Origin of the sequence: Paenibacillus sonchi, from assembly GCF_016772475.1 — a bacterium.
Taxonomy (GTDB): Bacteria; Bacillota; Bacilli; order Paenibacillales; family Paenibacillaceae; genus Paenibacillus_AQ; species Paenibacillus_AQ sonchi.
Genome location: NZ_CP068595.1, coordinates 5,442,144 through 5,455,928, shown reverse-complemented (window position 1 = coordinate 5,455,928; position 13,785 = coordinate 5,442,144). Strand labels below are relative to the sequence as shown.

General features: G+C 50.4%; 10 protein-coding genes. All 10 read right to left on the bottom strand.

Annotated elements, in window-relative coordinates; all coding sequences use genetic code 11:
* Positions 1-103: 103 nt before the first annotated feature.
* Entirely contained in the window at positions 104-424 is a 321-nt protein-coding gene (locus JI735_RS24330) for a DUF7716 domain-containing protein (protein WP_039837809.1), read from the bottom strand.
* A gap of 366 nt (positions 425-790) precedes the next feature.
* Complete coding sequence (locus JI735_RS24325; RefSeq protein WP_039837810.1) at positions 791-1,270, bottom strand: DUF6985 domain-containing protein; 480 nt, start codon at positions 1,268-1,270, stop codon at positions 791-793.
* A 300-nt stretch (positions 1,271-1,570) separates the two neighbouring features.
* Positions 1,571-2,011 (bottom strand): SMI1/KNR4 family protein, encoded by a 441-nt coding sequence (locus JI735_RS24320; RefSeq protein WP_202676525.1) that lies wholly within the window; start codon positions 2,009-2,011, stop codon positions 1,571-1,573.
* Between the two features lie 338 nt (positions 2,012-2,349).
* Positions 2,350-2,799 carry an SMI1/KNR4 family protein gene (locus JI735_RS24315; protein ID WP_039837812.1) on the bottom strand — a complete coding sequence of 150 codons (450 nt, stop codon included), beginning with the start codon at positions 2,797-2,799 and terminating at the stop codon, positions 2,350-2,352.
* Between the two features lie 12 nt (positions 2,800-2,811).
* A complete protein-coding gene (locus tag JI735_RS24310; protein WP_202676524.1) occupies positions 2,812-5,400 on the bottom strand; it encodes an HNH endonuclease in 2,589 nt (862 codons plus the stop codon).
* A complete protein-coding gene (locus JI735_RS24305; protein ID WP_202676523.1) occupies positions 5,397-6,782 on the bottom strand; it encodes a hypothetical protein in 1,386 nt (461 codons plus the stop codon). Before JI735_RS24305 ends, JI735_RS24310 begins: the two co-directional genes overlap by 4 nt.
* Positions 6,783-6,956: 174 nt before the next feature.
* Positions 6,957-8,471, bottom strand: a complete 1,515-nt coding sequence (locus JI735_RS24300; RefSeq protein WP_202676522.1) for a TPM domain-containing protein — start codon at positions 8,469-8,471, stop codon at positions 6,957-6,959.
* Between the two features lie 64 nt (positions 8,472-8,535).
* Positions 8,536-12,519 carry a coiled-coil domain-containing protein gene (locus JI735_RS24295; RefSeq protein ID WP_202676521.1) on the bottom strand — a complete coding sequence of 1,328 codons (3,984 nt, stop codon included), beginning with the start codon at positions 12,517-12,519 and terminating at the stop codon, positions 8,536-8,538.
* Positions 12,486-13,031 carry a hypothetical protein gene (locus JI735_RS24290; RefSeq protein ID WP_202676520.1) on the bottom strand — a complete coding sequence of 182 codons (546 nt, stop codon included), beginning with the start codon at positions 13,029-13,031 and terminating at the stop codon, positions 12,486-12,488. The genes JI735_RS24295 and JI735_RS24290 overlap by 34 nt, the downstream gene beginning before the upstream one ends.
* Entirely contained in the window at positions 13,018-13,776 is a 759-nt protein-coding gene (locus tag JI735_RS24285; protein ID WP_039835635.1) for a DUF6063 family protein, read from the bottom strand. The genes JI735_RS24290 and JI735_RS24285 overlap by 14 nt, the downstream gene beginning before the upstream one ends.
* Between the last annotated feature and the right edge of the window lie 9 nt (positions 13,777-13,785).

Below are 13,785 nucleotides of genomic sequence, written 5' to 3'. Positions count from 1 at the left end.
AATTAGCCCCGACAAAAAAGAAACCTTGGAAGGCCTATAGCCAACCAAGGTCGAACTCCACATAAGCATAATATCTTAATCATATCCAAAGTCGATTTATTATTTATTTTGTTACTATAAAAGCGTCATTATCATAATAATATAAAAAGGCCTCGATTAAATCTTCATCTGTACATTCAACCTTTTGTACTAAAGCATTTTTAATTATTCCTTTTACAGTTTGAATGTCTAAAGCGTACATTAAATTATTTTCCCTAGCAAATTCAGGTACTTCATCACTGTCATCCTCTACATCATCTGGATCGATTATAGCACCTTTTGTATCTAAATCCCACGTTTCATCAGCTGGAAGAAATAATGCATCTGACCACTCGAATTGTTCAATATTATTTAGTATTTTTCTCAATGTAATAAGTTTCTCCATTTTGTTCTCCCCTAAATGCACTCTTCTAGAAGAGCGCTGAATTATAGAAACATTTCATTACTTTTTTCTTTTTCTTCCTCCCCCCAAAGTCTCCATTCCTCCTTTTCCATTAGGATGTAATACAGATTGTATTTCACCTTTTGCTGTATGCTGATCAAACGGTATTAATTGTAGAATCCCTTCTCTATTAGGTTCATGATGCCAAGTAACCTCTGGAGTTGGTGGTTTGCGTGGAAAAGCTCCTCTTTTTCCCGGTTTTACACCAGCGCGCCCGCTGCCTTCTTAACTCCCGAACCAACGGCTCCGATGGTCGATTATTCAGTCAATGGACCTCTTTTTAAAAATTATTACGTTTTTTATGAACCCTCAGAGAACTATATCCTGATACCCTACTTCTACTATTTTTTCATCTTCAAATTTTACAGCAAGACCATGCTCAGGTTCCCAAGTACATTCAAGTAATAAACCAACTTGTCTAACTCTTTCATCAAATACCATTGGGAATAATAATCGCTTCGGCTCGATCAACTTGGATAGTTCTTCCTTACTTGAGATGACAGGTGCCATTTTATCAGCAAACTTTTCCCCAAGTCTTTCTCTATATTCCTCAATAACTTCTAAATAATACTTTAAAATTTCATCCTCCGCATTCATTAATAATTCATTCATGTTTCTAAAGAAAAATTTATAAGCAATTATTTGAGCATCTTCAAACTCAGCATCAATATCAGCATCAATCGAAAGTGTCAACAATTTTTCATGTCCAAACATTGTTATTACAATATTTTTTTTCCATCCATAGTCATAATTCAGTAGACCAAAAACTTGATGTTCGATTTGTGACACTTAGTTCACTCCCTCCAATAATTTTTTTTCGAGCTTACTTACTTCTGAAACTCCCCCTAAGTGCCCAAATTCACTTCCTTCCAAGATACATTCCATTCTTTTACCAACAATTCATCTGCTTTTCTGAAGTTATCATCTCTATTAATTGACATTCCTTCTATTTCTACTTTTCCTTTAGAAACAGTTGAAAAATCCGGAACTGCATCAGTGTAATTTATCCCTTCTGGTGGTTTTTTGTTTCGCCCTTGTGTGTACGCACCGGGGTAGCTTTACCAATAATAGTTTCATGTTATTAATCTGCTAGTCTTCCTCCCAATTCTCTTTAGCGTCACTAAGTCTTTCGAACAAGAACTCATAAAAATTATCGGCACGTTTTCCATTAAACCCTGATATTCTATCCCAAGATATTACAGAACACTCCCCCTTCGAAATATCAGTAGTATCAAGACAATAAAAAAACTCTTTACAATCCTCAATGACAATGTAGCCATACGGCATTCCAAGATTTCGAAGTTTTTCTGTTTTTGAAACAACAGAAGGACTAGATTTACCATAACCGAGTATATCTACGCCAAACAGCCCGCCCGAACCATAGTTTTCCAAGAACCATTTGTAACTTTGTGGGAATTCAACATTTAAGGCGGATTCAATTCTTATCACTTCTTCTGCAGTAATTCCACTTGTAAAATCGCTCTCGTCAGAATTCTCTTGAATTAAACTACTTAAATTTTCATAATTCAATTTGTATCCCTCCAAAGTAAAAAATCGTCTTACTTAGTTGCCATAATAATGTCTTTGACTTGCCCATCAACCTTTGTTGTGCCACTAAATTCAACCGAGTATAAGTGTTTCTAGTTTCTTTATACTACCTGAATCTAACTTACCGTCATTAGGAACTGCATTTTTATAAATATCTGCTCTTTGTGCATGATCTACTTTATGCTCATTCTTGAGAAAGGGGGGAAAGTTTGGAAAACCAGAAAAAAAGGCTGATTATGGCGTCGTCTGACCACAATCAGCCCTATTAAAATAGCTGTGGTAATAATTTCTAGGTTCTACTTCAGTATAAGTATAACTCTCTATTCATCGGGGTTTTCATACATTTGCTCAAGAAAATCACTAAACGAATTTGCAAGTAAGTACACATTACTCATGTCATCAGGATCTTCTGGTTCTTCCTCGTGATCCCAGAAATAAATTTTACCAGCAAACTCTTCATCCGTTCCTATACAGATTACATTCCCTCCAGGGTCGTTTCCAATTGGGACAAATCCTATAGGCAATCTGTCTTCATAAATTTTTATATTTTCATCTAAATTGCCGTACATATCCCCAATACCAAAAAACAGTCTCACGATATCTGGTCCTTGTTCATCAGAAATTTTGAACATTTTTGGGACCGGACGCCCCCCGTTAAATTCTTGCAAAAAACCTTTATACTGTTCCGAGAGACTAATTCCATGCTTTGACTCAAATTTTTCAATTTGTTCCATAGAAAGAGGTCCATTTGTTTCAGTAAATCGTGTCATAACTGCATTCTCCTATCTATTCCCGCTATTTTTGCCATTAACTTTGGAAATTCCTCCACTGTGAGTAAACTCTTGGTGGACTCTTTCATCAATTAAGATCATTGTTTCTCCATCTTCAACATGGTGCCACACATATCCTTTAGGCGGTTCATCTAGCGCAGGGATCGGTGGATTTGAATTTTTGCTTAATCCGGCTTCTAAATTGGCTGCTCTATAATCAGCTGGTCGATTTGTTGGACTTGCGATTTTAATTTTAACTGGTTCTACAGTGGGGTGTGAATACGGTGTAAAGTCTGGGTAACCTCCAGGATAACGTACAGCTACCCCTTCACTATTAATATAAGTCCATACTCCATTCTCATCAACTGTGATGCTTCCTCCAGCATCTTGCCATTTTTTTGGATCACGTGAATTTTTTGGTTTAGTTGCAAGTTGTTCTTTTGTGAACTTCTGGTGTGGTTCCTTTATACTATCAAAATCAATCTTCCCGTCTTCTTTAGCTACTGCATTATCATAGACTTCTCTTCTCTCAGAAGGCTTCAGACTCTTAATTTTGTCATATTCAGCCTGAGTACTAATTCCAGCCTTTTTACCTTCAAGATCGTCTACTTTTTTTATTCGCCCATTAGCCAGTAAAACCCAAGGATTAACTTCCCCGTAGAGAAGAACGTGATCTCCCTTACGCTCCAGCTTAAACTTCTTAAACTTAAACCTCTGCAGAACCCGGTCCAGCAGGACTCTGAGCTTTTTGGCCCCCTTCATGAGCCCTTTCTGCAGGCTCTTGATCACGATTTTGCCGCCCCGGATGATCATGCTGCCGCTCTTAGAGGCAAGCTTGGCTCCGGATTTCAGCAGGCTCTTGATGCCCTTTACCCCTGCGCCCGCTGCCTTCTTCACTCCCGCACCGGCGGCTCCGATGCTGTTTTTTACGGCTTTTCCGGCTTTGTTCAGCCCTTTGCCAATCGCCTTGAACCCGAGCTCCATCGCCAGCTCAACCAGTCCCATGGCAAGTGCGGTGGCGAGCGCGATGGCCGCAGGCTCGATCATCTTCTGCCAGCCCTGGCTCAGGTAGGTGCCAATATAACCAGAGGCTTGGACCAGGGTCTGGGCGACGGATTTGATCGCATCTGCCTGCAGGTACAGGGTGATCAGGTTCATAATCATCGGAAGGGCGGCAGTGATTGCCCCGCCTGTGATAATCTCGGCAGCGACGACGCCAGCCAATATCCCCGCGATGGCCGCCAAAAGCTTCAATCCATTACTCTTCATCCATTTTATTACATACGATTTCATCTGGTCAAACAACATTTTCGCATTGCTGGCACGAAGCTTCGCGCCGTCGGCGATCTTGCCGCCAACGCTTTGCTCCGCTTTTCCGGTATCAAAATCCGCCATAATGCTGTCCATCGTAGCCGGCTTGCTGCTGCCTGGAAGCTGCTTCGTTTCCCCGTCCTTAAGGTTCGCTTCCTGCACCAGCGCCGGGTCCAGCTCTCCTTCTTCAACCGACTCCATTTCGATGTCATCTGCCGTAAGCTTCTCGTCCGCAGCCTGACCTTCCTCCTGTGCCTGTGGCCCGGCGCCGCCTTCGGCCGCTCCTGCCCCCATAGGCTTGGAGATGTCCACACCCAGCAAATACTCCCACATCTTGCCTTCCAAATGGCTGAGCGAACGCTTGGCCGCCTTGCCGAGCGCCCCAATCCGTGACAGTACATCCAGAAAGGTAGCAATGAGAAGATGGCCTAACGTTGAGATCAGCTTGGTGTAGAAGTTCTGCACCGCAGCCAGCGCCTGATCCACCTTGGCGGCCAGGAAATCCATAACCTGTGTGACTTTGGTTTTGAGCTTCTGCGCCAGCTGGTTGACAGCCTTTACCGCATTGTTGACGACTCCGTCAATTTTGCTGCATATTTTGGCGGCGATGCCAGGGAATTTGGCAAAAACAACCGAAACCAGCTTTTTGAGCAGCGTTCCCAGGCCTTTAATCAGCGTGGTGATCAGCTTGCGGCCCAGTTCAATAATGCCCAGCACGGCTTGCTTGGCTTTGTCAAAAATAAACTTAACCGCTTTCCGGAGGCCTTCGAAAATAAAGGTAACTGCCTTTTTAACCACTTCGACCACTGCTTCGAGCTTGTCTTTGACCCAGCCGAGGAAGCCGCCCTTCTTCTCTTCCTTCGCTTTTTCTTCCTCGTGTTTTCCGTCGGCTTCCTTCTTGGCTTTGCTGTAGGCCTGGGTGGCTTCCCGTTCAGCTTCGGACTGCTTTTTCTGCGCTTCGCGCTCTTTTTCCGCCCGGACGCTGTTGATCTCGCCTTTTTTCTGCTGCGCTGCGGCTCCAGCCTGACCGGCATAGTCGGCTTCGGCCGCATCCAGCTCGTTTTTCCATTCGCCGCGCAGATGATCCACTTCCGCCTTTGCCCCGGCCTGCTGGCTAAGCTGCTTGTCCTTGGCCTCGGTCTCCGCCTGCTGGATTTGCGCGTGGCTGTCTGCTTTGGAGCGCTGCACCTTGCTGTCGAACGCTGCTTTCTCCTTGCCGTATTCAGCCTGCTTGGCCCCCAGCTGCTTCTTCATTTCCGGAGCAAGGCTGTGATTCAGCCCGGCAGTCATGTCCGCAGGCACTCCCAGCACAGGCAGCTTTTGGCTCCCGGGGCATGGCCTCCTTGCAGCTCTGCGGCTTTCAGGGTGGAGCCGTCCGGCTCGGGATAGATGTCATTTTCACCAAACGGGTGGCTAATCTGGCCCATCTCCGCCCGCTTGGCTGCTCCTACCTGCTGGGAGGCCTCCTGGCTGAAGCCTTCAAGCTGGGACGGGTCCGCCTCGCCTGTCAGGCTGATTTCCGGCGGCACCGCTGCAGCAGAACGGATTTCGCCCAACATGGCTTCCGGATTCCCGCCTGATCCTGAAGACCCGATGTCCATTCGCCCAAGATTTCCTGGTTGCGCGCTTCCGCCAGACCGTTCGCTCTTATAGCCGTCCGGAACGTCATGTTTCAGCGGCGCTATTTTTCTCCGGGCTTGCAGCACTTTTCCCTTGAGTCCCGTAGGGGTCGGAATCACCGGCAGCCCCTGCCGGGTCTTCTGCTTCTGCTTCGCTAATGCGCCTGCGGATACATCCACAGCCTGGGCATAGGCATCCCCGAGCTCTGTGGGCTGAACATGGGTCAGCTGATCGAGAATTTGCCCCGGATCTTCCCCGTGGATGTTCACCTTCTTAGCCTTGGCCGGCTCTTCCTTCCCCTCTCCCGCCAACGCGCCCAAGGCCTCACCCAAGGATGGTTCCTTCGGTGCTCCCTTCTGTGCGGATTCCCCTTTGGAATCCTCCGCCTTGGATTTTTTTTCTGACTTTGCTTCCTTTTCTCCCTTGGACTCTTTACCTTCGTTCACATTCTTCGCATCTTGGGCTTCGGCCGCTTGCGCTTTCCCAGTTTCTGTAGCCTGAGGGGCTGCTGCTTTCTCTTTTTCGTCCGGCCGCTCTTCATCTGCTTTTCCTTTACCCGCTTTAGCGCCCGAAGGTGAACTTTTCGCCAAAGGTTTACTCTGCTCTTTGAGTGCAGAGCTAACCTTTGTTATATTGCGGGGCTTTTCATTCTGCTGCGCCTTCGGTTCAGTCTGAGCGCTAAGCGGTTTTAGCTTTGCTTGTGCCGGTTCCGTAAAAGCAGGCTCCCGCTCAGCCGGAGTATTTTCCGGGCTTCCCTGTCCTTGTCCGCCCTTTGACGCCTCTGCTGAGTTATCTGTTTTTTTCTCATCCTTAGGCCCATCCTTCAGGCTGGATAACAATTGAACCACGGCACGGTTGCCTAAGGTACGCTGGAGCGCCAGCTTGTCTTCCCGGCTCAAAGAAGCCGGATTATGACGGACACGCCGGATAATCTCTACCGGGTCCGGTAGCTTTGTTGCGGCTGGCCGTACGAACGTCAGTGGATTGCTGTAAGGTTTGTGGCTGCCCGAAGTGTTCTCTTTTTCCTTGGTCGCGGTTGCTTGGGTCTGCAAGCTGAGTCCCCCCTCTGTAAAAAATCGATCCTATAGAAGATGTAAAATCTATAGCGATTTTTACAGCCGGGATGACAAAGAAAACTATCTACTGCAGGAAGTGCAATAGATTTCTAAAACGAAAAAAGGAGCGCCTCGTAGCAGCTCCCCTGTCCTCTAATCCATAACTATGTTCTAATGCTGCCGTCCCACACCGCCGCCGCTGCTTGCGCTGCCGCCTCCACCGGAGGAGCCGCTGTCGTTATCGTCGTCGTCCGACGAATAGCGGCCCGCTCCGCCACCGTAGCTGGAACCACCGCCACCGTGATTGTCATCCTCGTCATCCGTACTGGATGAATAACGCCCGGCTCCACCGCCACTGGAAAAGCCTCCACCTCCATGGTTGGTGTAGCTGCTGTCCTCCGGGCTGCTTCCCCAGAAGCTGCTCCCGGAGTGATGAGGCACCGGCCGTCTGCGGCGGCGGTGCTGGCGGTTGTACCACCGGCTCCCCGCTCCGTAGCCCGGCTGGCCGTACCAGGTGCCGTAACGCCGGACGTTCCGCGGGCTGCGCGGGTTCACCGGAATGCCAAAAAGGGCAATATGCCGGTTGCGCAGTGAGGCAGCAACACTGATCAGAAGAATGATGATCAAAAATATACCCATGATCGTAAATGCTTTGGATACGGACATCGGTTTTAATTCTTCAACCTTAACCGGACTTGAAGCAGTCTTCACCGCTTGTCCGGCTGTAGCTGCGGGACTGCCGGGCTTGGCCGCTGCGGCCGCAGTCTCCTGCACATGATCTGCCCGGGCCAGAAAAAAGCTGTAAAATGCATTAGCCGCGGCTGTTGCACCGGCTGCATAGTTCTTTTTGGCAAATTGCGGTTCGAGTTCGGTAGTCAGAATCCTGCTGACCACGTCATTAGTGAGTATGCCGTCGATACTTTTTCCCTGCAGCGCATGATAGTTGTCACCGCCGATATCCAGCACCAGCATCACATCATTTGGACCTGCTCCCGCTGAAGCGAATTTGGCATACGTGTATTCCTCCAGGTTTTGATTGCCGGAATTTTTCACCGTTACAATGTACACCCCGCTTCGGGTCGTAGGCTGATACCGGTTGCCGGATTGATTCAAATAATCTTTTGAAACCTTTGGAAGGACCCCGGCATTATCGGCGACATAATTTTTGGAGCCTGCAGTCTCAGTGTAGGTCCCGCCCAGGCTTTGAACCAATGCGCCATAAGTTTTGCGGGCCCCGGCGCTGTAATCCTTTTTGGCGAAATCCGGCTCCAGCGACGCAGAGAGAATCTTCGAGATCTTGCTGCCGGTCAGAGTAGACTCCAGGCCCTTGCCGGGAACTGCCCAATAGTCATCATCTTTGATGGACATCAGCAGCAGTACACCATTATTTTTGTCCGCCGATCCTACACCCCAGGAATTGAAAAGCGCAGTTGCGTACTCCTCCATCGAAACGCCATTCGTGGAATCCACAGTGACCAGCACGACCTGCGCGCCATCCTTCTGATGCAGACGCACACCATAGTTGACCATATAATTCTCGGTTTTCGTGTCAATCACATTGGCAAAATCATTCACATAAAACGAAGCGGTATGTTTGGGAACGGCGGGTTTGGCCAAGCTGAGCGACGGCAGCAGCAGTACACTGAGCAGCATGGCGATAAGTGCCAATTTAAAAGTTTTTTTCATACGTACCCCCAGGCTTGACATAGAGACTAACTTCTATATCGGTTGCAATCATAGGATTCGATAATCAGAACAATGAGGCCGGAATCAGCTTGCGTCCGCCTTTTATGAGCGTGGATTCCAGCATGTCGCCCTTTTCACCGCCAAAATAAAGCTGCCAGTAGACGCCGAAGCGGACGCTGACATCATTTTTCACCAGCTCCGGCGGAGTAACGATCAGCCACTGGAAGCGCAGTGCCTTGGAGATTTCGAATACCGGATCAAGCACGTTATTAGATACCATTTCACCAAACGGATTGTCATATAAAAAGACCGTCCAGCCTTTATTCTCGCGGTTGACCCGTTTATGGGTCATGATCATCATCGCCACCAGCAGCTGGACCGACTGGCGCTGCCCGCCGCTGCCGACCGCTTCATCCAATGCTCCCCGGTTGATGACTTCCCAATCAGAGTAGTGATACTCCTCCGGAGCCGCATAGAGGAAATAATTCTCCGTCACCGGCTTATAGACCTGCAAGACCGGGAAGCGGTTCTGCAGGGCGGCGTAGACAATCTTGCCGTCGCTGATCAGATCCTTGACCGCCGCTGCCGGTACCTGTTCGATCTTCGGAAATTTCTCCAGCAGGCTGCTGATGCAGCGGTTGAAGTAATCGCTCACCAGCGGTTCGATATCTTCGGTTGTCTTGGGCACATTGATGTTTTTATAATTCAAACGCACCAGCGGGAACGCATGGCCGTTCTCGTTGTGGATGATCATCCGGCGTTCCATGCGCTTCAAAATGTCAACGATCTGTACTACCCGCTTCGCAGCCCGGCCAACCCACATTTTGCGGGACAGCTCCATGCCTTCCTTATCGCTGCGGATGCTCTCAATCTGATCCTGCGAGCTCTGGAGCATCGAGTCCAGCACCTGCAGCGCAATGGAGAAATCTTCCCAATGCACGGTGTTCAGACGTTCCTGGATCTTGGTTTCCAGCTCGGCATTCCAGCCGCTTTTGGCAATCTTGCCGCTGAGTGAGGTTTTCTCTTCCTTGATTTTCCGTGAAATTTCGCTCCGTTCACTGCGGCTTTCCTTACTGCGCAGCAGCCATTCAGCCACCGCCTGCTCGCAGTCCTCTCTTGTGTGCAGCTGTACTTCTTCAGGAATGTCACGCAGCTGCAGACGCCCTTCCACATGGGTTTCCATGACTTTGCTCTGGCTGGCAAGGGTCTGAAGCCATTGATCCAGTGAAGCCAGGGTCTGTTTGCAGTTGTTCAATGCATACTCATTCTCACGGGACCGTTCTCTGATCTCGTCTTCTTTCCGGTCCAGCGGTTCATTCCAGAGCTCCACAGCCCGCTCATGCTTTTCCTTGATCGCCTTCTCTGCTTTGGCCAGCTGCTTCTGCAGATGGTCCAGCTCGGTCTGACAGCGGACGAAAGAATCGCGGACAAGCTGGTAGTCCTCGTCCAGCATTCCAGTGTCGCTCTTCTGCCGTGTTCTGGCTGCCATGATCGCGTCAGGCGTATCGCTTGGCTCCGGCACATTGCGCCAATCCGCTTCAATCTGCTGGACGGCTGCTTCAAGCTCAGCCAGCTGTTCAGCCGCTGCTTTGATCTGTGCGGCCCTTGTGCGGATTTCCAGCTCATTGCGGCTCAGGGATTGCTGAAGGCTCTCCAGAGTACTTAGGGTCTGAAGCAGTTTGTCCTGAATGGAAGCATCCAGGGTGAACTCCGGCTGATCCTCTGCATGTCCGGTCGAAGAAGCCTGTAGTCCGGCCGGATAGACAAGCTCAGGGAACCAGGTTTGCAGCCTTGGGAACAATGAATACCGGGTATCTCCAACCCACTTTTCCCGTTCCAGGGAAGTACTGTCCAGCTCGGCCTTTAGCTGTGCCAGCTGCTGTTCCTTGCCTGTTATTTCTTTGTTCAGCTCGCTTCTGCGGTCAACTGCCTTCTGCTTGTCTTTATAGTCCTGTTCCTGTTTATGGGTCCGTTCGTTCCATTCACGCAGCGCTGCCGCTTTCTCCTCTGTTTCCGCTTTACCGGCTTCGCATTCGGAGATTTCCCGCACAATCACACCAATTGCAGCTGCATTTTCGCTAATTTCGGTATTCAGTTCGCCCAGACTTATGCGCAGCTCATTCTGCAAGCCGTTCAGAGCTTTCAGCTTGCCCTTGAGGCTAACCGAATGCTCACTTTGGAACAACCGCTCGTACTCCTGCCTTGCGGACTTTAGTTTCGCCAGATATCCCTCCGCATCCTGCAGCTCTACTTCCTGATCCTTGAGTCTTGCAGAGATTCCCTGCTTCCACTCCAGAAAACGGTCCGGCTGCAGCACCATCTGCGGGCCTTGTCCGCCCAGCAGCAGGAAGGGCTGCTCCGCAGGCTGCGCCATCTGCTCGCGGATGAAGACCGGGACTGCTGATTTGAGCAGCAGATCCTTCAGCATTCCCGGCTGCAGCTTGGCAGCCTCTCGTTCAGTAACAATGAGACCGTAAGGCAGCTGCGGATGCCGGTCCAGCTCTTCCTCACGGATCAGATAAGGCTGATCGTTCAGGAAGGCGCTGCCCAGCGTCGAGCTGATCTTCAGCGCATCGAGCCTGTCCTTCACCGTCAGCAGATCGCTGTTCGGCAGCCAGTAGGCTTCATGCTGCAGCTCAACATCCAGCAATTGATGATAATAATCTCTTCGGAGCCGTTTGGTCTGCGCCTCGGCTTCGTCCAGCCTGCGGATGAAGCGCTCCTGCACAGCAGCCTTCGCTTCGAACAAGCCTGTCGCGCCCAGCCTGTTATGCTCTTCGTACAGCTCCAGCAGCACGACCAGCTGTGACCAGAGCTGCGATTCCCGGTTCAGCTGAATATCCAGCTGTTCCTGCAGCTCCCCCTCCTGCTGCTCATGGGCAAGGAGCTTCCCGTTGACCTGGGTATGCTTCGTATGCAGCTTGAAGCGGTCTTCATCCGCAGCCTTGCGCCGTTCATTCAGCCCAGCGATATTCTCGGCAAAGCCTCTGGCCGCAGCGATGGCCCGCTGAAGCGATGCAGCCGGGGAATGGGCAGCTTCCTGCCCATGGCGGGCGGCGAACACCCCGAGCGCCTCCGTGTATTGGCGGATGGAGGCGGTCAGCTCGTGAATCCGGCTGTCCAGGCCGCCCAGCTCCAGCAGACAGCTTTCCCGTTCCTTCCGGCGGGCAGCTTCTTCTGCGCTTAAGGATTGCTGGCGGCGGCTGAACGCCGAAATCCGCCCCTGCCACAGCTTGTACACTTGCTCCCACTGCTGGCGCAGCTCTTCTTTTGCGGCTTGGACCACCTCTTGGCGCTCCTTCATTTCAAGCGACCCTTCGATGGCTTCAATTTCCTTCTGCCACTGCTCCATCTGGCGGAGCTGAAGCTTCCGCCGGGCCAGATAATGGGCGGTCTCCAGCTCCTTTTCCTTCGCTTTCGAATCTTCCAGACGCTGGCGGGCACGGATTTGATTATCGCTTATCTTTTGGAAATCCTCCTGCTTCCGGTCGGCCTCCGCTTTGCTGCGCAGGTAATTCAGGTTATCCGCTTCAAAACGCAGCTGCCGCGACTCCTGATGGAGCTGTACCAGCTCGTCCGCTTTTTTGCGGCGCCCCTCTTCGGCTGTCTTCAGCTCATCATGGATCACGGTGTACATTTGCCGTCCCAGCAGCTCTGTTTCGCGGTAGTGCAGGTCAGCTTCCGTCCCCTGCTTCACCAGCTCATGCAGCGGCGCTGCCAGCCCGGTAAACTCGGCAAAAGCCTTCTCGCGCTGTTCCAGCATCGGCAGTCTCTGCGCAACGATCGCCGCATCCATGAACATTTTTTGGAGAGAGCCTTCCTGCTCAGGCAGGCCTTCGTTCAAGCTGGTGCCGATTTCGGGAATAATAAGCTTTTCGAACAGATTCTGGTTCGTAAAGGCATCATTTTTCTGGAAATAGCCCTTAATCCCGCCCTCTTCACCGTTAATCCGCCGCATGTTGCGCCACTCGCCGATATGGATATCCCGTTCTGCCAGGAAATTATAGTATTTTTTCAGATCCGAGCTGTGGCTTCCAAAGGAAGCCATTTCCCCCGGTGGTCCCGCACGAACTGTTGAATGCTCTCGAAACTCACGGGACCCCCGGCATCGGTGTCATAGAGCGGCAATGTGGAAAGTGTAAGCTCAGCATGTTCCTCATAGTCCAGCAGGGCATAGAGCAGATAATCAACCTTAATCTCCAGCTGGTCCACAGAGCTGTGGGCCGTCATCGCGATGCCGGTGGTCATGTACTCATTGCGGTCGCTGTTATCCAGGCGCCATTCAATGGCTACGTGGAAGGTGTAGGGCTTGAGCTGTTTTTTGTGATTATGGAAAAAAGCCTCAACCTGGTTCTCATTATCCTTACCCCAGGCTGCTTTCGGAATCAACAGCTGGAAAATCGATTGCAGCAGCACACCCTTGCCCCCGCCGTTCATCAGGGTAATCAGCGTGTTGGCCGGCCCTTCCTCATTGCTGAGGTCCAGAACCATATCGTCATACTTTTTGAGCATCTTTTCATATTTCAGTCCGGTAATCCGGATTCGCTCAATACGCGGCATGGGCTTCCCCCTCCTTCTCCGTCAAGGTGCGCCCGATCAGTGCCTTCAGTTCCTTATAACGGTCAACATCATGGTACAGATAACGCATTCTTTCATATAATTCTTCACGCGGGAAAATCCGCTTCTCGTTCTCCGAGATGAAGACCAGATGCTCCTCCTCCAGCAGCTTCATGCCCTCATGAATCAATCCGATCCGGGAACCGGCTCCTCTGCTAAGAGAATCAGCTTCCTCCTGGCTTTTGGTCTGCATGTAGAGGCTTGTCCAGACCTTGTGCATCGCCTGGATATCCAGGCGCCACTGCCTGCTGAATCCGCCTTCGCTGTCCATTTCCATCCATGCCTGAAACAATGAGGATACCTGATCTGAGATTTGAATATAGGACATGCTGTCCTGCCCCGGCTTGAAATGATGCTCATCCTGGTCCATCTCCGCCAGGAACACCAGAATAATAATATTGATGATATGTAAATGGGTTTTACGCTCAATCCGTGAATATTTGTTCCGTAATTGGGTGAAGTTGCTGGCAAAACCCGAGCCCAGCGGATTGACCAGCAGGTGCAGGCGGTGTCCGGAATTCATAATCCGGCAGCCTCCTTCTTTGGCCATGTACTGCAGGGCGTCATAAGCCCCGTTGTCCTGAAGACATTCAGCGGCTGCGGGATCATCCAGCGAAATCACCTTCCGGCGCAGCAGGTCAAAAAACAGCCGCGAAGCCTGCTGTAATTGTTCTAACGAATAGTTCATGCCGAATCA

What these genes read in the sequence shown, in the direction of transcription:
- JI735_RS24330 (WP_039837809.1), bottom strand. Translation starts at nt 424, where the DNA reads ATGGAGAAACTTATTACATTGAGAAAAATACTAAATAATATTGAACAA.
- JI735_RS24315 (WP_039837812.1), bottom strand. Translation starts at nt 2,799, where the DNA reads ATGACACGATTTACTGAAACAAATGGACCTCTTTCTATGGAACAAATT.
- JI735_RS24310 (WP_202676524.1), bottom strand. Translation starts at nt 5,400, where the DNA reads ATGACTGCCGGGCTGAATCACAGCCTTGCTCCGGAAATGAAGAAGCAG.
- JI735_RS24300 (WP_202676522.1), bottom strand. Translation starts at nt 8,471, where the DNA reads ATGAAAAAAACTTTTAAATTGGCACTTATCGCCATGCTGCTCAGTGTA.
- JI735_RS24295 (WP_202676521.1), bottom strand. Translation starts at nt 12,519, where the DNA reads ATGGCTTCCTTTGGAAGCCACAGCTCGGATCTGAAAAAATACTATAAT.
- JI735_RS24290 (WP_202676520.1), bottom strand. Translation starts at nt 13,031, where the DNA reads ATGCCGCGTATTGAGCGAATCCGGATTACCGGACTGAAATATGAAAAG.
- JI735_RS24285 (WP_039835635.1), bottom strand. Translation starts at nt 13,776, where the DNA reads ATGAACTATTCGTTAGAACAATTACAGCAGGCTTCGCGGCTGTTTTTT.